The 22,274-nt window shown below is 48.7% G+C and carries 13 protein-coding genes; all 13 read right to left on the bottom strand.

Annotated elements, in window-relative coordinates; genetic code table 11:
• Nucleotides 1–294 precede the first annotated feature (294 nt).
• The 13 genes from GON05_RS29465 to GON05_RS29525 all read right to left on the bottom strand — a co-directional run bounded on the left by GON05_RS29465 (nucleotide 295) and on the right by GON05_RS29525 (nucleotide 22,271).
• Nucleotides 295–2,661, bottom strand: coding sequence for a glycoside hydrolase family 95 protein (locus tag GON05_RS29465; RefSeq protein ID WP_157324297.1), 2,367 nt, complete (start codon nucleotides 2,659–2,661; stop codon nucleotides 295–297).
• Nucleotides 2,662–2,673: 12 nt separating this feature from the next.
• Nucleotides 2,674–4,134, bottom strand: coding sequence for a DUF5605 domain-containing protein (locus GON05_RS29470; RefSeq protein ID WP_157324299.1), 1,461 nt, complete (start codon nucleotides 4,132–4,134; stop codon nucleotides 2,674–2,676).
• Nucleotides 4,134–5,579 (bottom strand): DUF5060 domain-containing protein, encoded by a 1,446-nt coding sequence (locus GON05_RS29475; RefSeq protein ID WP_246239566.1) that lies wholly within the window; start codon nucleotides 5,577–5,579, stop codon nucleotides 4,134–4,136. Before GON05_RS29475 ends, GON05_RS29470 begins: the two co-directional genes overlap by 1 nt.
• Nucleotides 5,580–5,619: 40 nt before the next feature.
• Nucleotides 5,620–6,519: a carbohydrate ABC transporter permease gene (locus tag GON05_RS29480; RefSeq protein WP_157324301.1), complete on the bottom strand. Its 900-nt coding sequence runs from the start codon at nucleotides 6,517–6,519 to the stop codon at nucleotides 5,620–5,622.
• A complete protein-coding gene (locus tag GON05_RS29485) occupies nucleotides 6,520–7,500 on the bottom strand; it encodes a carbohydrate ABC transporter permease (RefSeq protein ID WP_127449149.1) in 981 nt (326 codons plus the stop codon).
• A complete protein-coding gene (locus tag GON05_RS29490; protein ID WP_246239567.1) occupies nucleotides 7,487–10,435 on the bottom strand; it encodes an extracellular solute-binding protein in 2,949 nt (982 codons plus the stop codon). Before GON05_RS29490 ends, GON05_RS29485 begins: the two co-directional genes overlap by 14 nt.
• A gap of 63 nt (nucleotides 10,436–10,498) precedes the next feature.
• The gene (locus GON05_RS29495; protein WP_157324304.1) at nucleotides 10,499–11,620 is read right to left on the bottom strand and encodes an ABC transporter ATP-binding protein; all 1,122 of its coding nucleotides are present in this window, start codon (nucleotides 11,618–11,620) and stop codon (nucleotides 10,499–10,501) included.
• 198 nt (nucleotides 11,621–11,818) lie between these two features.
• Entirely contained in the window at nucleotides 11,819–12,709 is an 891-nt protein-coding gene (locus tag GON05_RS29500; RefSeq protein WP_157324306.1) for an AraC family transcriptional regulator, read from the bottom strand.
• Nucleotides 12,710–12,823: 114 nt separating this feature from the next.
• A complete protein-coding gene (locus GON05_RS29505; protein ID WP_157324308.1) occupies nucleotides 12,824–13,891 on the bottom strand; it encodes a sialidase family protein in 1,068 nt (355 codons plus the stop codon).
• Nucleotides 13,888–15,888 (bottom strand): MGH1-like glycoside hydrolase domain-containing protein, encoded by a 2,001-nt coding sequence (locus GON05_RS29510; protein ID WP_246239568.1) that lies wholly within the window; start codon nucleotides 15,886–15,888, stop codon nucleotides 13,888–13,890. The genes GON05_RS29505 and GON05_RS29510 overlap by 4 nt, the downstream gene beginning before the upstream one ends.
• 236 nt (nucleotides 15,889–16,124) lie before the next feature.
• Nucleotides 16,125–17,150 (bottom strand): sialidase family protein, encoded by a 1,026-nt coding sequence (locus tag GON05_RS29515; protein WP_157324310.1) that lies wholly within the window; start codon nucleotides 17,148–17,150, stop codon nucleotides 16,125–16,127.
• The gene (locus GON05_RS29520; RefSeq protein WP_157324422.1) at nucleotides 17,147–19,600 is read right to left on the bottom strand and encodes a glycoside hydrolase family 95 protein; all 2,454 of its coding nucleotides are present in this window, start codon (nucleotides 19,598–19,600) and stop codon (nucleotides 17,147–17,149) included. The genes GON05_RS29515 and GON05_RS29520 overlap by 4 nt, the downstream gene beginning before the upstream one ends.
• Nucleotides 19,548–22,271 carry a beta-N-acetylhexosaminidase family protein gene (locus GON05_RS29525; protein ID WP_246239569.1) on the bottom strand — a complete coding sequence of 908 codons (2,724 nt, stop codon included), beginning with the start codon at nucleotides 22,269–22,271 and terminating at the stop codon, nucleotides 19,548–19,550. The genes GON05_RS29520 and GON05_RS29525 overlap by 53 nt, the downstream gene beginning before the upstream one ends.
• Nucleotides 22,272–22,274 lie beyond the last annotated feature (3 nt).

The following is a 22,274-nucleotide window of genomic DNA, read 5'->3' on the forward strand; positions in this document are numbered from 1 at the left end:
TACGAATGAGCGAGTATATGTAAGAAAAACGTTAATACAGAGGGAGGGGAACTACGGTCCTCTATATGGCCGCTTTCACGCAGAAAACTGGAAAATTCGTCCAAATAAGAGCCTGTAGTTCCCCTCAGCTTGGAAACGGCTCGTTTTCCTCGGAATAGGGGACCATAGTTCCCTTTCAATGATGCCTAGCGTAAGTTGGCTGTAGGATATTGCGTTGCGCGACGGGATCGCGGAAGGTCGGGCACCCACACAACAACAAAAAGGCCACCCATCGGGTGACCTTCCCAAAAACCATTAAATATTAGTCGCCTCTCTCAAGCTCCCGCTCTCCACAAGCTTTCCAAGCGATAGCACATACTTCTTGCCTGTCTCGGCTTGGAAGGTAAGCATACCGGACTGCTCTTCCAATACCGCCTCTACCGCAGCTCCGCCTTCGGATTCTACGATAAGCGGCAACTGGCCGCCCTTGTAAATAACGGTGCAAGCCTGGCTGTACTTGGCCTGAATAACGCAGCGCGTCATCGCCCCATTTTCCCACGCCATGTCGATTTCGAATCCGCCGCGGGCTCTCAACCCGCTAACCGAGCCACGTTCCCAAGCACTTGGCAGCGCTGGAAGCAGGTTGATCTCCCCACGGTGTGATTGCAGCAGCATCTCAGCAATGCCGGCGGTTCCACCGAAATTGCCATCGATCTGAAACGGCGGATGATTGTCGAACAAATTCGGCAACGTGGAATGCGACAGCAGCATGCGAAGATGCTCGTACGACTTCTCGCCGTCTTCCAAACGGGCAAAGAAATTAATGATCCACGCCCGGCTCCAGCCCGTATGTCCGCTTCCGGCTTCGAGGCGGCGATCCAATGTTCGTTTGGCAGCATCTGCCCACTCCGGCGTATGGCGAACATGAATCATTTCACCAGGGTGCAGAGCGAACAAGTGGGAAATATGACGATGTCCCGGATGGACCTCATCCCAATCCTTCACCCATTCCTGCAGCTGCCCGTGCTTCCCGATTTGCGGTGGCGGCAGTTTGCGAAGCTTGCGCTCCCATTCTTGCCTTGTTCCTTCATCTGTTTTCAAACGCTCAGAGGCATCGATACAAGCACGGAACAAGGAATAGACGATTTGCGTATCCATGGATGGACCAATGGTCAAACAACCAACGCTGCCATCCGCACCGATAAACTTATTTTCCGGCGAAGTGGACGGTCCGGTGATCAGGTATCCATTTTCATCTTCAAACAAATAGTCCAAGAAAAACTCCGCTGCTTCCTTCATGATCGGATACGCCCGGTCGCGAAGGAATCGCTCATCCTGCCCGTAACGGAAATGCTCCCAGAGATGAAGAGTTAACCATGCCGCGCCCATCGGCCAGATCGATCCCGGCATAAAGTTACCCTCAATCTGAGTAGCTCCCCACATATCGGTATTATGATGCGCGACAAACCCTCTGCAGCCATACACTTCCTGTGCCGTTTTCCTGCCATTGATCCGCATGCGATCGATCAAATCAAACAACGGCTCATGGCATTCGGGCAGGTTACACACTTCCGCATGCCAATAATTCATCTCCGTGTTGATATTAATGGTATATTTACTCTCCCACGGCGGTGTAAAGCTTTCGTTCCAGATCCCTTGCAAATTGGCAGGATTGGATCCGGGACGAGAAGAGGCCATCAATAAGTATCGACCATATTGGAAATATAATTGCGCCAGCCCAGGGTCGTTTCCACCTTCTTTGAACCGTTGTAACCGAGCATCGGTCGGCAGCAAATCCGCTTCTTTGCTCTCTTCCGGACGACCTAACTCCAGCTTCACACGTTGTATCCTGCTCGTATGATCCGCCAGGTGGTCTCGCTTGACTTTATCGAACCCCTTGCCTGCCGCATGCTCTAACTGACGCGTGCATATTGCAATCGGGTCCGAGTGGCGGAAGGAAGTCTGCGCCGCGAGATAGATGGTTACCGCTTCTGCCTGAACAATGAGGAAGTCGCCAATCACTTTCACCGACCCGCCGTCGGGAACCGTTTTCACAGCGGCGCAATACGTGACGCCTCCTCGGCCATTTTCACCGCTCATCACCAATGTGTCGTTGGCAATCTTCTGCGTGCCTTCATCAAAAGGTCTTCGACTCAAATGCATGCGCAGATTTAACTTGGCCGGCCGATCGCACTTGATGCGAATGACGATCACTTGGTCAACCGCGCTGCTGAACATTTCCCTGGAATGCTGAATATCGTTCAGGCAATAGCCTACTTGGGCGATACCTTGTTCAATATCTAATTCCCGATAATAATTGGAAATCATCTTCTTTTCGCCGTCATGGTAAATTTGAAAATCTCCAAGCGGCTGATACGGATGCAGGGATTTAGGAATCGACATCATCCCCATTTGCGCAAGCTCTTCGGCCTCGATCTGCTTCCCTTTCATCAACAACTGGCGCACCATCGGAAAATGCTTCTGTCCCTCCGGATTATCCCCGTTAACGGGTCCTCCATACCAAACGGAGTCCTCATTCAGCTGCAATCTCTCATTATTCACTTTGCCGAATATCATCGCGCCGAGGCGCCCATTGCCGATCGGAAGCGCATCGTTCCAAGATCTAGCCGGTTTTTCATACCACAACTTTGTACCATTGGCTGAATTTCGCACTTGTTTCATCAGCAACACTCCCTAAACTTTTTGTATGCGCAACGCGTAATAGAGTTTTCCTGGCAAATTTATTCGAAAACGCCCTTCATGTTCACCCTCTACTGGGGTAATAACCATATTCCATGTATCAATTACATCTACTCGGTAGGTTCCTTCCGGCAATGAAAATTCACGATACGCAAAGCGATGGGGGCCAAAATATTGCAAGTAATATTCGCCTCGAACCGACAATGTCGCAGCATCATAGCTATCGCTCGTATAGGCCAATTGAGCAGGAGCTTCATTAATGATTCCTTTTAAAAATTCGATCCTCCGCATGCTTTTTCCTTGCAGTTCTCCGCCATGTGACCACCATATTATTTGTTCGGTATTCCAGTATGTTTCCCCATGTGTCACATGCCCGCCTCGGCAGGTGCCTTCCCAGACCCGGCATAACAATTCTTCCGGCGTTAAGCTGCCCCACCTTGTATCCAAATTGCCTTCATAACCGCACTCGTCAATAATGGCCGGCTTGCCGTATTGTTTGGTGCATTCCGAAACCACTTTCACATCGGCATGCTGGATGCTCGCATGTGTCGTCCATGGCGTGCCGAAATCATACCAGGTTTGGCAATTATGAATAGACCGCAGATGTCCTCCGTAATCGCACTCCTGGACAATCCGAAATAGTCGGCTCCAGTCATCCAATTTTTTATGAGTCATTAGATCGTATTCATTAGCTAATGACCACCAAACATGGCTATAAGCTGCGAATCGCGAAACGATATAACGCACATAGCGGTCATCCGCTTCCTGCGGCATCCGGTCAAATCCCCAGCGCCCTTCATCGTAGGGATGAAACAAGACGAGCTCCGCCTGAATGCCCAATTCAGCTAAATCTTTTACCCGTTTCTCCAAATGTGCGAAATACGCTGGAATGATCCGTGTATAATCAAAACCGGATTCGGGCGAACCTTCGAATGGATAGATAGCGGGCTCCCGATCATTAAACAGGTACGACTTCGGGAAAACCAACATCCGAATTTTATTAAAAGGCGCATCCCTGAGCGTTCGCAAAGTTTGCTCCTGTACTTCCTTATCTTGCAGATGCCACACATAACTCGTTGTTCCGATTGGCGTATATCGTGTACCGTCCGCATATTCGAAATACACAGAGTCCTTCACCCTCACAGGACCGTGGTTATTCGTATTCACAGCTGAGGTACAAGCAAACTCACCCTTCACTCGGTCCATTCCCGCGATCGAACTTGAAGTCTCGAAGAGCCATTGGCCTTCTTCCTCCGGCATAAAACGGATCCGATACTTGCCGTTACCGTCATAGAAGCCTTCGGCATAAGCTTCATTCCGTCCCTTCCGAAACCGGGCGCTAAGTTGAATGTCCGTGAACGGATTCCCCAGTGAGGGACCTTCCAGTGTAAGCTCAAAAATGCCCCATCGCTCTACATTCCTTGTGTAGATCAGCTTTCTCTCCTCCTTCCACATCAGCTGCTTGATTCAATCTTTTGAATACGAAGCGCCATAAAAGGTTTTCCGGGCAGGTCTACCTTGCAGTTCCCGCTGAACGTGCCTGACAAAGGGGTGATCGTCATATGCCAAATATCGATAAGTTCTATTCGGTAGGATATTTCCTGCCTAAGTTTCAAGACTTTGTATGCATGCTGATGACGCCCGAAGTATAGCAGTTTGTACGTGCCTTCTTCCGCTGCTTTCATCCAGTCCGCCGGGCCTTCCTCCATTACTTTTCGCAAAAAAGCAATTCGCTCTGTACTTTCCCCGTACAACTTGCCTCCGGAAGAAATCCAGGCTCTCGTTTCCCGGTTAATGAAGGACTCTCCATGTCCGACAAATCCGCCTCTGGACAAGCCCTCCCAGAAACGGTGTGTCAGCTCCTCGCCGGAAATATTGCCCCAACGTCTGGAGCTATTGCCTTCATAGGAAATCTCATCAATGACAATCGGTTTAGCAACAGCTTCACGCCAAGAGGTCGTCAGTTCAGCGTCCCAATGCTGAATACTTTGATGTGTAATCCAAGGCTTGCTAAAATCATATAAACTTGAAGATTTGTACATCTTCGTGCCGTTATGAATAGACCGCAAATGCTGGTACGGATCGTATCGCTGAGTTAATTGAAGCAGTCGGTCCCAATCGGCAATCGTTTTGTATTTATTAAAATCATATTCGTTGCAGAGTGACCACCACACATTGCGAAACGAGGCGAGACGGGCAATCACATAGCGCAGATAAAAGGCATCCGTTTCCGGGTCCATATTATCGACGCCCCAATATCCTTTGTCGTAGGGATGGAATAAGACGAGATCCGCTTCTATGCCAAGCCGCATGAGATCGCGGATACGGTCTTCCAAATGTGCGAAGAATGCCGGATTAAATTGCTTTTTGTCTATATCCTCAGGGCAAGTGCCGGCAAAGGCTACCCTTAGCGGCGGCTGCATATCCCGGGTTGGCAATAAACACATTCTGACTTTATTAAAAGGCGAATCCTTCAACGTCTGCAAGGTGTGCTCTTCCAACTCCTTGCTGCCATGGTGTGTCCAATGATAGCAAGTCGTGCCGAACGGCAGATAAGGCGTTCCATCCTCATAAGCGAATAAATACTCGTCTTTTACCCGCACAGCGCCGTGATTCCCGGCAGATGGCGGCGTGCATAAAAACTCGCCGCTTTGTCCGTCAAGTGCTTCCTCACTGCTGCGGGTCACATACCGCCAAAGGCCAGGTCTGTCGGGCATGAAACGAACCCGGTACGTGCCGTCACCATCATAAAAACCGTCTGGTTCAACCATAAAGTTTTTGTATTGAAATTGTGCGGAGAGTTTAACATCCAGAAACGGATTTCCTTCAGTTGGCCCTTTCAATGTCAGCTCGAATTGTGACCATTGCTCCACTTCCCGCATGTTCATCTCAATTGCCATAGGCTCGCGATCCCCTCCTTTTCAATGCAACGACTGCCGGCTACTTAATCCCGGAATGAGCCATCGTAGCGATAACCTTACTTTGAAATACGAGAAACATAATCAAGTTGGGCAAAAACAAGAGGAGTGCAGCTGCGGCTGCGGCACCCTGCCGGGCCACGCTGTTCGCCATACCGCTCGTTAATGTTTCCACATAGAACGGGAAAGTTTTCATCGTCTCGTCCTGCATATAGAAGGTCGATGTGCTGGCATCTTTCCATGCGGAGTCAAAGGCGATAATCGCAATCGTCGCAACTGCGGGCATGAGCATGGGAATAACGATACTGATAAAAAGTCTAAGCTCCTTAGCTCCGTCCATCCGTGCAGAATCCAGCAGCTCATCCGGCAGTTGGTCGATAAATTGCTTCATAAGGAACACGCCGGTTGGCACGGCGACGAGCGGTAAAACGTGCCCCCAGTACGTATCGAAAATATGCAGCTTGCTGATGATCAAATATTTAGGAATTTCTACCGTTTCCGGTACGAATACCAGCGTCAGCAAAATCGTTGCAAACACCAGCTTATGCCCTGGAAACTTATGTTTGGAAATGGCGTAAGCGCACATTGCGCTTGTCATCGTGATCAGAAATACAGCCATTCCTGTGACGATAATGCTATTGAATAAATAGCGGGAGACCGGAACCGCCGTCCCTTTGGTCGTGGCAAGCAGCTCAGCGAAGTTCTGCAGCGACGGTTCCCTTACAAAGATGTTCGGCGGATAAATAAACAGCTCCTGATATGGTTTGAAAGCATGGTTAATGATGTATACAATCGGCAGCAGCATGAAGATGCTCAGCGCGACGAGAAGCACAGCCGCAAACATCTCGAACGGACTCAACCGCCGAATCCCTACTCTCCTGCGCCATGCGTCCAATTGACGCATTGTCCCTGCAATTTTCATTTATTCTTCTCCCTTCGTTCCGAACAGCTTCCAGCTCAGCTTTTGGGCGAAATAAACGATGGTTAGCAGACACACGGTCAAAGCCGTCGCATAGCCGAGTTCAAACCGTTTTAGACCATAATCGTCAATATGCGTTGTGATCATATGGCCTGCATATTCCGGCGTCGGATTCATGCCGGACAACGCCGTTCCGATGGACGACAGCTGTATCGCTCCAACGATAGCCATGACGGCGCCGAACAGCATTTGCGGTTTGGTGGAAGGAATCGTAATGTACCACACTTCTTCCAAACGGCTGCGAATGCCATCCAATCTGCCTGCCTCGTACAATTCGGGATTCACGTTGAGAATACCCGCTAACATGCCGAGGAACCCGATGCCCATACTTTTCCAAAGAGAGACGACAACCATGGACGTCATTAAGTGCTCTTTACTTGTTACCCACTGGACAGGTTCGCTAATCAAGCTCATTTTTAATAAAAAACTGTTCAAGTAACCGATTCTGTCGCTGGAAAGCATTGGCGTCCAAATAATACTCATCGCAACCAAACTTGCCAAGGATGGGGTATACATGGCCAGTGTGAACCATTTCCGGTACACCCCGGGCAGAATCGAGATCAGCCAAGCAAGCATGAAGGCGCACACATAGCCGCCGGAGCCTACAATTAAAGCAAAGGAAAGCGTGTTGGGAAGCGCATATTTAATCAAAATGAGATCTTGGGAAAGCATATACCGGAAATTGTCCCAGCCAATAAACCGAGGCGCTTCAATGGCGTTGAAATAAGTAAAGCTAAGCGCTAAGGCGGACAAAACTGGTAGCAAAATAAAAATGATAAAACAGATCAGGAACGGGGCGATGAATAAATACGAGACCCGATATTCCCAAAGCGTTTGCAGCGCTGATATCAGCTTACTTTTTCGTATTTTGACCGGTTGAATCGTTCTTGGAAGCACTCGCGCTTGCACTTCACTTTTTAACATACTTATCCACTCCTTCCCATGGCTTTGTAATCACGGGTAAATTCAAAGATCGCACTAATTGGCCATTGGCATCAACATAGTGAAACTCCTGCATCTTCCTCTGGATTTCCCTATCCACTTCTTTTATAGCGGTTTCAAGCGAAGTCCGATAGTTTTCCCCGTTGATAACGGTTCGAGTCCAAGCGTTCGTAAGCTCACGCTCCATATAGTAACTGCCCGGCACTTTCGCCACTTCACGGAACCATTTCCACTGTTCCAAAATCGCTTGCAGATCTTCTTCCTTCCAAGGAAGTTTAACGAAGGAATCCACATTGGATGTGTACCAGCGGAACGTAACCCCATTGAGCGTTTCCAAGTCGAGGCCGTATTTCTCCTGTACCTCTTCCGACATCCACCATTTCAGGAATTCCCAGCTTTCCTGTGGTTTCTTCGTGTGTTTGAAAATGGCTGAAGCAAATTGATCGCCGCCGTTGCCTCCCGTCCATCTAACAACCGTGCCATCCGCTTGCTTGACGCCTGGAATCGGTGCTACGCCCCATACGCCATTCAGTTCAGGTGCTGCAACAGTCAATTGGAGATAGCCATTCAAATCGGCAATACCGATCGGATAGGAACCATCGCGGAAATGCTGGACGAAATTATCGCTTCGTTGATCGATCCCGTATTTGTTTTGCAAATCCGTCCACTCTTTGAACGCTTCGAAGCCTTTGTCATTGTTGAAGCCTGTTCTGGAACCATCCTGCTTGATGTACTCAAGGCCGTGCATTTGCATAAAGATGCTGTGTTCAACCGGCGTAAAATTCATGCCGTTTTGCTGCAGCACCGGCAGCATGCGGTACATGTCATCCCAGGTGTCCGGAACGCTAAGCCCTAGATTTTGCAAGATATCTTTCCGGTAAAACATCATGGAGAACGTCTGCGTTTCCGGAACGGCGTAATAACCTCCATCATAGAAGTACGGCATCCACGCACCCGGAGCGAATTGCTTATACACGTCATCGAAATCCGGGAATTGTTTTAAGTTGTATACCCCATTGCGGATGGCATAATCAAACGGCGTATCATGCGGCAAACCAATACCGACGTCAGGCGCCATACCGGCCGCATTCATCAAGAGTAGCAGCTTATCGTCCTTCAGCAGGTTGATTTTCACTTTAATGCCTGTTTGCGGTGTAAACATTTCATTCGCCATGCTTTGCAGCAAATTCACGTAATCCCGTCCACGGTTCATCCACACATTGAGCACTTGATCATCCGTTTTTTCCGAAACCTCTTTGCTTCTGAACGAATTGAAGAAATTAATAATCGAACCTTGGATCTTTTCCGCAAACGTCGATTCCATTTTTGGAAAAGGCTTTTGAGCTGGAACGATGAAAATGCGGTCAATTTGCAGCGGCTGTGAGCTAAGCTGTTTGACTAAATCAGCCAGCTTGCCTTGCATGGAATTCATCCGGCCTGCATCATAAGGAATTTCATCCGGATACTTTAATAACGTTTCAATATCTTTGCTTACCGTCACCAATCCTTGGGACAAAGCGTCGGAGCGGCCATTGATCGCGGTTAATTGTTCTCGGGTTGCCGCAAGATTATCATTAAGTTCCTGCAGCTGCTCAACAAATCCAGGTAAATCCTTTTTAAGATCCCAGGTCCTGTTTTTGTCATCTACCCCGCCCGTCAACGTACGCAAATCTGTAGAAAGCTTAACCAATGTGGCAATTCCTTTATCCATTTCGGCAGCAGCCGGAATGAGAGGTGCCTGCGTGACGCGCATCGAAATGGTATTGGTTCCTTTTTCCAAATAAAACTGGTACGGCTCGCCCTCGTCATTGGCTAACTCCCGGCCTTTCCATCCGGTTGCATAAGGGAAGCGATAAGCTTTCAACTCGGAAAACGGAACTTTCCCATTAATCATAATCGTCCGGAACGATGACCGGTTGGAAACTAACGATTGCTGCTGACGCAGCGCTATTTTGTAGAAACCGGCGGCAGGAGCATCAAAGCTCCAGCTGATTTCTTGATTTTTCGATGACCAGTGACTTCCATCCAGCGTATTGTAGCTAATTTTGCCCCGCACATAAGGGCTATTGGCAATATCATTATCATAAGCGAGCGTAATGGAGGAATCATTTTTCCAACCGACTTGCTCTGCTTCAATCACAATGGGGTCAGCTTCTACAGGAGAGGCATTCTTGGGCTGCTCTTTTTTTACAGCTTCATAATTCGCAACAGGGACAGGCGCTTTAAAAGAAATAGACTCCAGTGCCATTGGATCGCTGCCCGCCAAGCGGATTTTATGCTTCCCAGGAGTCAAATTCCACAGGAGAGGGTCTAAATAGGCCCCGGACATATCACGCAATTCCCACGTTTGCCAACTCGAGATATCGTTTGCTGCCGGACGAATTTCATCGCCATTGTCATCTTTGACAATCGGCATTTTATCCTTCCAGTGGCGATACAGCTCAATCGACTTGGATTCGAGGTAGGGGGAAACGCCGTCAACACTTAAGCTGAGTGCAATCGGTTTCCGATCTCTCGAATCCACAAACGGATGGTAAGACATCTCAATCGTATATAATCCGCCCTGTGCAACCTCCAGATCATATTCGACCCATTCGTCGCCTTTGGCTTTCCAAACCAGGACGTTATTCTTGCCGTCATACGACTCAACCGCAACGTTCGCATTCGCCGACTTTCCCGACAAACTTGCTGCCGATAACGTCATGCTCCCGGTATGGTATTCTTTGGCGCCATTCTTTTTCCAGCCTTCAAGGACCTCTGTATACGTAGGTATCAAATTTTTCGCTGTATTCGCTATATTCGCTGCATGTGATGCAGCCTCTGCGCCTCCAGACGTGGAACTTGCTTTGGGCAATGTGCCATTGTTGTCAGCCAGTGCCGTTAGTGTAGGTCCCAGCACGCATATGAGGGCTAACATGAAGGACATCACGGCCCGTGTTCTAAATAACGCTTTCAACTCCATCCCTCCCGCTGCACCGCTCTAGTACCACAAATTCTCAGTGGTTTCTTTATCAAAGAACAGTGCTTTCTGCATATCTATGGTTAAAACCAGCTTCTCATCGTCTTCAAAGTTATGGTCGGCCTGTGCCCTTGCAATGAGCAGTTTGGGCATGCCGATGTCCAAATATAAATACATGTCTGCACCCATTAATTCATTCAATTTCTGAATGCCGGTAATTTGCGCATGGGGATTGGCCTCCCGAATCACTGGATCCAGATGGATATTCTCACAACGGATGCCCATGATGACGTTTCTGTCGACCTTCTTGTGCTTTCTCAGCATATCGGCTTGAATCTTCGGAATCCGCAGGTAATAGCGGTTGGTGTGAAACTCGAGCGAACCCTCGCTGCCTTCCAAAATTTTTCCTTCGATAAAATTAATCGGAGGTGTGCCGATGAATCCAGCCACGAACATATTTCGCGGATTGTTATAGATCAGCTTAGGGGTATCCACTTGCTGGATCACGCCGTCTTTCATAACCACGATGCGATGCCCCATGGTCATAGCTTCCACCTGGTCATGTGTAACATACACCATGGTTACGCCAAGCTGCTTCTGGAGCCCGATAATCTCCGTGCGCATCTGAACTCTTAACTTCGCATCCAGATTCGATAGCGGTTCATCCATTAAGAAAACTTGAGGATTCCGCACAATTGCCCTTCCTAGGGCTACCCTTTGGCGCTGTCCGCCGGACAGTTGTCTTGGCTTCCGATCCAGGAACGGTTCGATTTCCAATACCCTTGACGTACTTTTGACCGCTTGATCTATTTCGTTTTTGGCCATTTTCCGCAAGCGTAATCCGAACGCAATGTTTTCATATACGCTCATGTTCGGGTACAACGCATAGTTTTGAAAAACCATCGCGATATCCCTGTCTTTTGGCGGCAAATGATTGACCAGCTTATCTCCAATGTAAAGCTCACCTGAAGTGATGTCCTCCAGGCCAGCAATCATCCGGAGCGTCGTCGATTTCCCACAGCCGGAAGGCCCGACCATGACGATAAACTCGCCATCCTGAATTTCCAAATTAAAATCTCTGACCGCATAAGCTCTCTCTTTACCAAAACGTTTTTCCACGTGATTTAATAGAATTCGCCCCATTACAGTACCTCCTATAGGTCATATCAACATCTTGTTGATAACGGTTTCAATACGCTTGTTTTTTATTATACACCCCGCTTTTGAACGCATTATAGGTGATGATTACTTAGTTATAGGGGGAATCCTGCTTTCAGTTCTTTTCTTTTGTGTAAAATAAAACAAAAAAAGCTGCTCCATATCAATGGCCAGCTCCATAAATTAACAAGAAATATCGGATTCGTCGAGTTCTTGGAAGTTTTGACGATATTGTCTTGGTGTTACCCCTGTTTTTTTACGGAAAAGCGCATGGAAAAACTTCATATCCTGATAGCCAACTTGATTGGCAATCTGATAGATCGGGATATCGGTCGATTTCAATAGCTCACAACATTTTTGTATACGAACATTTTGCAAATATTGGGTAAACGACAGGCCTGTCGATTTTTTAAATAATCGCTGAAAATGGCTTGCGCTCAGGAAAAAATAATCCGCCACATCCTGAACCGTCAGATTGTGCGTATAGCGGGACTTGATGAAATGCACAACTTCATCGAACATCCGGAAGGAAGCCGTTTCCGTTTCATTCACCATCTCAAAACGTTGAAGCAATACCAACATTTGGATTAAAAGCGCTATCAAAACCGTTTCAAAGCCGGCACTCTTTTTCAAATATTCCCGATACATGTTTTGGACGATCAAAGAAAAGGTGTCGTGTTTATCCTGAAAATGCAACCAGCGTGATGCACATTGACTTGGATTACTAATGGCGTCGTAGGTTACGGAATCTTGCTGCAGCAGACTCTTCCATTTATCAAGAAGCTCAACGCGGAAAATGCAATTATAGATGACGAGCATTTTATCCTGCTTTGGAGAGGAGGGGCGAAATACATGGGACGTGCCAATCGGAATGACGAATAGATCCCCCTGTTTCACATAGATCACTTCTTCGTCAATATAGTGGTAACCACAGCCTTCGCCAACAAAACTTATTTCTACGAAATCATGCGTATGCTGCAATGTTGTAAACGATTCCAATTCACGATTTAGAAAAATATCCAGATCATTCTCAAAAAATAAGTCCCCGCTTAAATGATCGATTCTTCCATTCATAGTTGTCACCTTCTCTTACAAGTATTTGTGATCTACGTATTCATGTATGTGAATCTGCAGCAAGGCAAGCGGGAACACGGTTAAGGTGCTCCCAGCTCCGTCTTGGCAACGTGGTTATTGTCCCTCTTTGACCCAATCTAACGTCATACGGATGTGTTTAATTCCTTTACGCAGATAAGAGAAAGCAAGGTGAATGTGATGATCGCGAGTCGTGATAATGGAAGGATAGGAATACCCGACTTCCGAATCTTTATATTCCAGATCGGCCATTTGCACGTTTCTGACATACGGCCAAGTGCGCCCTTCGTCCTCCGATACAGCAAGTGTCAGCGGTGTCCGAAGCGGTTTCTTGCGAAATTCCCCTTTGCGCTGTACCCAACGGAACTGATCTCGTTCCATCGTTGAATTGTTGAAAATTAATGCCAATTCTCCATTAGGCAGCTTAACGAGCTGAGTGGAGGAATTATTATTCGGCAGTTCGCTTTTCACTGGGATCGACCAGCTTCTTCCGTAGTCCTGTGAAACGCTTGTATAAATTCGGTCGGCTTGGCGACTGCGAAACATGGCATACAGCTTGCCTTCGTCCAGCTCTACAACGTTCATTTGCACACGATGGATGCTGCCTGGTACCTCATATTCCGTCCACGTCGCGCCCTCATCAGAGCTTATTAAAACCACACTATAATGCCCCTCAAGCCGGCAGTAATAAGCCGGTAACAGCCAGTCCCCGTTCTTCAAAGCAAGGGGAGGGTGCCTTAAGAAAATCCCCAGTCCATCCGAGAGAACCTCTGTAGCCCCCCATGTTTCCCCACGATCCTCGGAGATCCGGTAAACGATCCTTGATGTTTTCTGATTGTGAGGCTCATTTGACGTGTGGAACAACCAAAGGTTTCCGTTCGGCGCTTGAAACAAAACCGGATTTTGCTCGGACCGTTCAAGGTCGTCAGAGAGTTTAACCGGAGTCGACCAAATTTTTGAACCTGCCGCTAATCTCGACATGACGATGTTCGTATCCGGGTTCCCTTCCCCGCTGCCGGAAAACCACACACACAATAAATCTCCGTTGTCCAGTTCCAGCAAATTTGCCGCATGATTATCATTTGCGTGGAAAACCGGCAGGTAAGCTTCTTGAATCGTTGCATCTGTTCCACCTTCCAGAACAGCACCGTTAAATCTACTCATGATAGGATTACCCCCTTCTTAGTCTCTAACTCCTGTATAGGAATCTCAATTCGACCCAGTGTTTGGTTGTAAAATACAAGCTTGCCATCCACATAAAGTCTATAGCCTTCCTCAAGATCAGAAACAGTTGAAGGCACGTTCGGCTTCTTGTACGTAATGCGATACTCCGTTCCAGCCACTTTCACCCGATCCAGAGCAAAGAAGTCTAAACCGATATCGAGTGGATCCAAAATGATGCGATCCGCTTCTACCGTGAAACCCGCTACGTGCGTAATCATCAGATCAATAAAAAACGAATGATTATATTCCTGCTCATCACTTAGCGGTTCACCTGTCGCGCTGTTGTAATGCTCAACAAGTCCGGGTTGATTGAGATCTCTTTTCATAAAATGCAGAAACGCGTATTCTCGCAGCGAGTGGCCGAAGAAGGAATCGTACTGATATCCGCTGCGCTTGCTCTCTTTCGCGAGTGCGTCCAGTGCGATTGAGTTCGTATACGGCCAGGTAGGACCATCCCACACACAGCCGTTCCGCCCTTTTACAAAATGGCCCATCCAGCCGCCATCTTTGGAGTAAGCCGGACAATCCATCGAGACAGAAGGAAACGGGCACTTCGAATTAAATTCGCGTTCGTTCATAAGATGCTCGATCATCCCCTTATAGGAATCGTCGATGATTTTCGCCCAAGCCGGATAGAAGCCGACAATATTTTTCACGAACGCCTTTTGGTCCGTCTGGTAATGGAGATCGTAGAAAAATTCCGTCTCTTCATCCCACATCTTTTCAAGGATATCCTGCTTAATCCCGTCTGCCATCTGGTGGTAGATCGTTGCTTCCGGATCATCGGCGATTTCGCACATATTCGCTACTGCAAGCGTGTTCAAATAGTGATATACGGTGCGATCCACTCTTTTTAGGTGCGTATATGTTTCTTTATCCTTCGGATTCTTAGGGTAATTATGAAAATACCAATAACTCGGCTGATACTCTTTTCCCGTTCGCGTATGCTTATATTCAATCATTAAGTGATCGTTCCCGCTCCCGTTAACGCGAATGGCTTCTGAGATTTGGTTTTTAAAAGCAGGTAGCATCTCGACAACCATATCCCGATTGCGGTGTATCAAATATAGCTGGTAGGCGGCCCAACAAGTAAAGTTAGCAAATGCATGCATAACTGTATCGACAGTAAGACAGCTGAATTGCCCGCCTTCTCCCGGCGACTCCGCCATATTGCGCAAGGGACCTTCACTATATCGCCCTTCGTGATGCCATCTGGCATCCATCAGATGAAGCGGTACGGACAAGTTAATGAGTTTACTGAATTCCCAACCGCCTTTGCTGAAAGGCTCTTTGCTTTTCTTATGGGATCTTCCCTCATAGAACAAGGGGTAAGTCAAATTGCCGTATTGCGGGTCAGACAAATTATGCCGAAGCAGAAACCAGCGATAGATCCACGTTTTGTTAAGCAGCGCATCACTGCTTGTAAATACAGGGGCATTATCAAACCACTCCTGATATTCCTCGTTTTGCTTTTCAATGATTTGATCGGCTGTCCATCCACCATCCGTATAAGCCGTCGCCCGAGCTTGGAGCAAAGGGATGTCATCTTGCCCTGAAATGCCAAATGAAGCTGCGATGATGTACGTACCTGACTGTCCAGGCTGCAAGCGGACTTCTTCATACAGCGCTGGATCGCTTACAGCTATAGCCCCAGCTACATCGAAACTATAATGCGGAATCTGATATTCGCCTTGCAAAACATGGCCACTGCGCGTCTGGAACGCATCACCGTACGTGGATAATTTCAGCACGAGCTCTTCGCTGCTGTGGTTCGTCCAGGTCTGGCAAGAAACGGCGCAGTCATTCCATGAAATAAACTTTTTTTCTACCAAAGACAGACGGTGATTCTCATAAGCCATAAGCAAATAGCTGGGATACCACTCTGTTCGGCACGGCTCAAAACTTCTGATCAAACTATTCTCTACGCTATACAGCATGGGAATGTTAACTTTATGTATAAAATCAAATCTTCCGGAAAAGCCGGGCACAGGATCCAAATAATCGGCCCACAGCCTCGCTCCTGTCGAACCCAGCAGATGAGCGCCGGGATGCGTGCGAAGCGTTTTCCTTCCTGCTTGCAGTTGTTCATTTACTTGATAAGCAGTCAGAATGAATCCTCCCCTATCAAAGTTAAAATTTTTCCAATTTTAACCTTATTAAATATATAACAAACTCATAGTAGAATAGTAGTGTAATTATTCCCAGAATATAGGTCATTCCTGCTCATATCCAAAATAATTTTTTGGAAGGCTATCCGTTCCCTTTTCCATGTATATGTGATATACAGTTCTAGTCCGTTAGCAATAATGGCCGGATACGAGTATTGTTTATCTCCTTCATCCAACAAAAGCTCATTCTCCCAAGTAAGACCGTTATCCTTGGAGAAGCGCAGAACAAGCGGTGTTCGTGGCCCCTTGATCTTCCCGGGTTCCGGGCGCGTCGGATTATAAACAAGCGCCAGATGGCCATTGTCCAACTTGACCAAATCAATGCCGCTATTGTTGTTCGGAAGCTCCGTTGCATAGGCTTGGCACCAAGTTTTCCCCCCGTCTACCGAATCACTGCGATAGATGGCCCCTTCCGTGCTGCGCGTAAGCATATGCACAATTCCTGGTTCAGACTCCCATATCGTAGGCTGAATGATCCCTTTTCCCAGTATGGCTGAGCGGTCGAAAGGCACCGTTTCGCTGCGGATCCATGTCTCGCCGCCGTCATAGGACAGATCAACGAACGCATCCCAAGCCGGTTCGATCGAAGCCGGTGCGACAAGCGTGCCGTCATGCAGCACAATAGGCTTATTCTTAACAGGCCCTCTGCCCCCTTTGTCCCCTTCAACTAAAGGGAGAGGTGTCGACCATGTGGTTCCGTCATCCGACGAGCGCATAACCATCGTTACCCATTCGGCAATGGAGGTGCCGATTTTGTAATACAGGAACAGGACGCCGTCCGCCCTTCGAAACAAGACAGGATTCCAGTGCGGAACGTCCTCCTCGTCAGCGGCTTTAACGGGTGGTGTCCAGCGGCCGTTCACTCGGCGGGACGTCCATATCGCGACGTCGCCGGCTTTCTCTTTCGTACCGCCGAACCACGCTGCGAGGATATCCCCACCTGGCAGCTGTTCAAGCGTAGAGGCGTGACAGCTTAGAAAAGGTCTGTCGTCTTCGAAAATAAACTCCTTCACTTGATGAATCTCACTCATCTCCTATCACTCCTTGGGACAATTTCGTAGCTCTGTCCCTTTTTAGTTCCAAACACGATGACATTCGGTTCAATGTCCTCGATTCGGATTTCATACCCGTTTTGCAAGACGCATACCGGTTCTGCCGTGCGCAGCAGGAAAGCCTTACCGGCTGTCGAGAGGATACGTGCTCGCAGCAGCTTGCCGTTCTCCCACGCGATCTCGACTTCAAACCCTCCGCGTGCCCGCAGTCCTTTCACACAACCATTCATCCATTTCTGTGGTAGAGAAGGAAGAAATTGGACGTTATTGCCATGGCTCTGCAGCAGCATCTCGGCAATGCCCGAAACGCCCCCCAAATTTCCGTCAATTTGGAAAATATCTTGTTTCACCTTCGGATGCCGGTGCGCATTCATCATGTTTGGATGAAGCCCGGCGAGCAGTTCATTCACAAAGCGCTGCGCATGCTCGGACTCTCCAAGCCGTGCCCATAGATTAATCATCCATGCACAGCTCCACCCCGTATGAGCACCTCCATGGTTCAAGCGTCTCTCCAGGGTGACTTTGCAAGCAGCGGCAAGCTCGGGTTCCTGATGTAAAGTAATCTGATCCAACGGATGCAGCGAGACCAAATGGGCGACATGACGATGCCCTGGCTCAAACTCTTCAAAATCTTCGTTCCACTCCTGAAGCTGACCATATTTGCCTATCCGGTAGGGAGGCAGCCGCAATAACGCATGCTCCAATCGGCCTATAAACGTGTGGTCCGTATCCGATAAAATGCCACTCGCTTCCAAACAGTGGTCAAATAAATTTCTGAGGAGCGCGATATCCATCGTCACGCCTTGTGTCACACTGCTTTTCTGCCCATCGGGTGCAAGAAAGAAGTTCTCCGGGGACGTCGACGGACATGTTACCAAGCTGCCATCCTTCGCCTCGACTAACCAATCCAAACCAAATCGTGCCGCTTCTTTCATCACTGGATACGCCCGCTTGAGAAACATTTCATCTTGACTGTACGCGTAATGCTCCCAAATATGCTGACATAACCATGCCCCGGCCATCGGCCAAAACGCCCAGCTTGGCGATCCTCCAACAGGAGTTGCTGTCCGCCATAAATCGATATTATGATGGGCCGTCCAGCCCTCGCAGCGGTAGTGGACATCGGCAGCTTTTCGGCCTGTGTGCTGCAAGTCCTCGATCAGGTCGAACAAAGGCAAATGGCATTCCGCAAGATTCCCCACTTCCGCAGGCCAGTAGTTCATTTCTACGTTGATGTTCGTCGTCCAACTGCTGCACCATGGCGGGCGAATGCTGTCATTCCAAATCCCTTGCAAATTAGCCGGCTGTGTGCCGATTCTTGAGCTGGACAACAGCAGGTATCTGCCATATTGAAAAAATAATGCGGCAAGTCCGGGATCTTCCACACCGTTTTTGATAGCTTCTATGCGGACATCCGTCGGCAGGTTATTTCTTTCCTGACCTCCAAGGTCGAGAGAAACTTTGCAAAAGCGTGCGGCATGATCGTTGATATGCCGCTCTTTCAACTGCTCGTACCCGAGCGATGCCGCTTTTGCCAGTCTCGCTTCTCCTAGCTGTAGCGACGGTTTGTCTGATAGCGCAGGGTTTTTATCATAACCTTGGAAGCTGGTTTCAGCAGCCAGCAGGAAAGTTACCGTCCCTGTACCACTTACACGAATCCGTCCGCCACTAACCTCCAACCTGCCTTTGTCTGTAATTACGGTCATTCGAATGTTAAAACCGATTCCTTTCCCTTCCGCATAATGCACAGGGTCAGAGGACTTCACCGTATTAGGCAAAATACGCACGGGGCTGCGTCCGGTAAGAATCAATTGATTCCATGTCACTTTTTTAACTTCATATTGCAAAGGACTGCTCAATACTGCGCTGACGCTGATGTTACGTTCACTCTGTAAGCGAATGGCCATGACCTGGTCAACCGCAGAGACGAACAGCTCTCGGGTATGGACAGCGTTATTCTGCGAATACTGCACACGAGCGATGCCTTCCGCCAGATTCAATTCCCTTCGGTAGTTCGAAACTTCGCCGGCCTCTTCCATAATCAGATCCAAATCGCCAAGCGGCACGTAGGAGTCGATCTCCGGCCCTTCCATGTGCCGTTCAATCAATGCCTCTGCCTCGGCATATTTGCCTGCAAAGATCATTTCACGCACGACGTCCAAATATTCGGCCGCTTCCCTGTTCACGGTCTCTCTGGGTTCCCCGGACCATAACGTGTCCTCGTTCATCTGTATGCGTTCCCGATCCGTACCGCCATACATCATGCCGCCGAAACGGCCGTTCCCTACGGGGAGTGCCTGGAACCAAGATTTCGCTGGCTGCGCGTACCATAATGCCGTACTTTTGTCTGACACTTGATCTCCCCCACTTGTTCGTCTATTCGTACAACCAATCCAACGTATCGATCCCGTCGTTTTTGTGTTCAACATCACGTGGGCGAATCACCTGATCGATAGGAATAACACCTAGGATCAGAAAAGCGCCTTTACCGAAGTCAAGCGTATGCCGCCCTGCTTCATATTGGAATGCATGGATATTGACAGAAGGATAGGCATATAAGCGCAGCCCTTTGCGCAAAATCGGCGCATAGCCGCCTCTATCGTCGGCGTGCGTGTTTTCTTCCAAGCTTGGGACTTGCAGCCACTGATCATCTTTTGAGTTAAAATAACCGACCAGCACTTTCGAAGGCTGATGAAGTTCAATATCAATCGCCAAGCCCTGAAGGCCTGCCTGCCTTTGACTAAAACGAACACCGGTAAGACCATTCAGCTCCTCCGCACAGCCAACGACGTGGATATCCCCATCTGTGAAAACCTCGACGCCTTTTTCCACACGGTACAATTCCGCATGTTCAGACAATAAGCTAAACGGTGCTTCTGCGTAGCGAACGATTGGTGCTTTTAGATTTTTTAGCGCTTCGGGCAGCACTCCCGACTTCAACTCCTGCACATGGAGACGGAAAGCCTCCAGCTCCGCTTCATAGAAAGGTAAACATGCGCTCCAATGCCTGTAATCAAGCCCTCCTCGAATCGGCACCTTCCGCTGCGGCGTTTGCATGGAGTTAGCAAACAAATACGTTTCCTCTGTAAGCGTTGTCAGTTGGCGGTAGCTGTCCAAACCTTGTGCCAATTCTACCGCTGCCGCTTCCAGCAATTCGATCCGGTTAAAATACTCCCCTTTGACCGAATGCTTATAGGTTAAAATAAGGATCGCAGCCTTGACCTTATGCACATAGGCCTGCACCATATGACGGATGGCTGCCATATCGCTCGCCAGTCTTTCAAATTCTTCCCTGTTGCTAGTGACGAAATGGCTAGCTTGTTGGATTGCCAGCAGCGCATCCTCCGCATGTCTCTGCGCATCGGCAATGATATCCGTCGGAGTCTCGCCAATGTGAGGTTCACCACTCAGTTCTTTCACGACAAATTCATCCAGCCGTTCGCCTTGCGGCGACTGGGATTCCCACAGGTCCGGCCAAGGCATATGCCTTTCCGGATTGGTGAGCTGGCTCATCGTCATCCCGAGGCTCATCGTTTGGCGATTGCCTTCCGTAATGCCGAATCTGCGCAGCAATTTCGGCGCGCATTCTCCTGAAGCTTCATAAGCATCCAAAATCGCTTTACCTGCCTCTAGGCTGCCGAAACGTTTCCCAAGCGTATCGATCCAGTAGTTCCGCTCCGCCTGGGGATCACGATCGGGGTTCCACGCATACCGAAACCAAGCCGCAAACCAAATCCAATCGCGCTCCAACTGACGCAGTCGCTTCTCCGCTTTATCCGGCGCATACGGCCAATCCCAGAAGAATAACGGATACAGATGCAGCCCGTTTGCTTTCAAGCGGTATTTGGCCGCCTGCATACACTTTTGAATAAATGATGGGGCTCCGTATCGGAATGGCTCCAAGTTCGCCAGGATATGAACATTGACAATGTGAATCGTCTGCAAGGAACCTAGCCGGTTGTGCGTTTCTTGCCATCTGCCCCGAGGTGTATACGTAGTCAATGATTCCCCGTTGTATTTGGCTTCCGTGTACAAATTCGGGTACAACGGCAGCGCTGCCTCAATAACTTTTTGCGGCTCAATGGCATGGGAACGCAGGATGATCGGAGGTTTTTCCTTCACGTTCGAATGTTTCAGCCCTTCCAGTAATCCTGCAAGAATCGTCTCATTAAACCATTCCACGCCATAAATTTGACCTTGCAGCGCTTCGCCAAGGCAGACCATTAACCCGGCATTGGGGAAGGATTGCACAAAGGCAGCGATCGATTTCTTGTAGTAATCACTCGTGATAGGCAGCGGCTTTGGTTGATGAAGCTTCAAGTCATGTTTCTGCGCAAAAGGCAGCGGAATATGGATGTTGTAGAACTTTAGGACAACCCAAATGCCTCGGCGGTCCGCTTCTTCGGTAATCCAGCGGAACGTCTCCCGATTATATGCCAACTCTTCCTCCGTCACTTCCAGCGCTTCAGGATAATCTTCCAGCTGCACAAGCGAAGAAAACGGATGCCCGGACCACAAGTAAACGACGTTGCATCGCTGCTCAACCATCATGTGGAGGAAATCCTGCCATAACGCTCGGTCGTAAAACCACGGAAACCGATCGGTCGTAATCGGGTACTCATACGTCTGACGCGGGGGTTCTACAGTCGTTTTTTGCAATCCGATGGCCGGACCACGCAATGCGAAACGCGGTTTATCCCCATAAGCGTTGTCACTTGGCAGCTTCTGAGCTTCACCGATTCGGCTTGCCAGCTCCAAGCAGCCGTACAGAACGCCTGAATCGCTTCCCCCGGAAATAACCGTTATGCCACCTGGGCAAGATGCCAGATAAAAGCCTTCTCCCTCCGGAGCTTCCGTGTGATATAACAAAACGTCGCGCGCTTCCAGCTGCTGCACAAATTCCGATTCTTGGCGATTACCGATGTAAATTTTCATTCCCTGCACGGCTCGGTAGTTTTCCAACGACCATGGCGCTTCTGCTTCAAGCACGGTATAGCCGGAATTTTGAAGCGCTTCTCTTAATCGTTGAATCCCGTATTCCACACGCGGGGCAGCGTTACGTTCATAACCAAGCGTAACGGCTTTCGTAGTCATTTCCATTGT

Source organism: Paenibacillus anseongensis (assembly GCF_009757995.1).
Taxonomy (GTDB): domain Bacteria; phylum Bacillota; class Bacilli; order Paenibacillales; family NBRC-103111; genus Paenibacillus_E; species Paenibacillus_E chondroitinus.

Excerpts from the sequence above, each read along its gene's own strand:
- GON05_RS29480 (WP_157324301.1), bottom strand. The coding sequence starts at position 6,519 with ATGAAAATTGCAGGGACAATGCGTCAATTGGACGCATGGCGCAGGAGA.
- GON05_RS29465 (WP_157324297.1), bottom strand. The coding sequence starts at position 2,661 with ATGAAACAAGTGCGAAATTCAGCCAATGGTACAAAGTTGTGGTATGAA.
- GON05_RS29510 (WP_246239568.1), bottom strand. The coding sequence starts at position 15,888 with ATGCTGTATAGCGTAGAGAATAGTTTGATCAGAAGTTTTGAGCCGTGC.
- GON05_RS29505 (WP_157324308.1), bottom strand. The coding sequence starts at position 13,891 with ATGAGTAGATTTAACGGTGCTGTTCTGGAAGGTGGAACAGATGCAACG.
- GON05_RS29470 (WP_157324299.1), bottom strand. The coding sequence starts at position 4,134 with ATGTGGAAGGAGGAGAGAAAGCTGATCTACACAAGGAATGTAGAGCGA.
- GON05_RS29475 (WP_246239566.1), bottom strand. The coding sequence starts at position 5,579 with ATGGCAATTGAGATGAACATGCGGGAAGTGGAGCAATGGTCACAATTC.
- GON05_RS29485 (WP_127449149.1), bottom strand. The coding sequence starts at position 7,500 with ATGTTAAAAAGTGAAGTGCAAGCGCGAGTGCTTCCAAGAACGATTCAA.
- GON05_RS29495 (WP_157324304.1), bottom strand. The coding sequence starts at position 11,620 with ATGGGGCGAATTCTATTAAATCACGTGGAAAAACGTTTTGGTAAAGAG.
- GON05_RS29490 (WP_246239567.1), bottom strand. The coding sequence starts at position 10,435 with ATGTTAGCCCTCATATGCGTGCTGGGACCTACACTAACGGCACTGGCT.
- GON05_RS29520 (WP_157324422.1), bottom strand. The coding sequence starts at position 19,600 with ATGTTGAACACAAAAACGACGGGATCGATACGTTGGATTGGTTGTACG.
- GON05_RS29500 (WP_157324306.1), bottom strand. The coding sequence starts at position 12,709 with ATGAATGGAAGAATCGATCATTTAAGCGGGGACTTATTTTTTGAGAAT.
- GON05_RS29525 (WP_246239569.1), bottom strand. The coding sequence starts at position 22,271 with ATGGAAATGACTACGAAAGCCGTTACGCTTGGTTATGAACGTAACGCT.
- GON05_RS29515 (WP_157324310.1), bottom strand. The coding sequence starts at position 17,150 with ATGAGTGAGATTCATCAAGTGAAGGAGTTTATTTTCGAAGACGACAGA.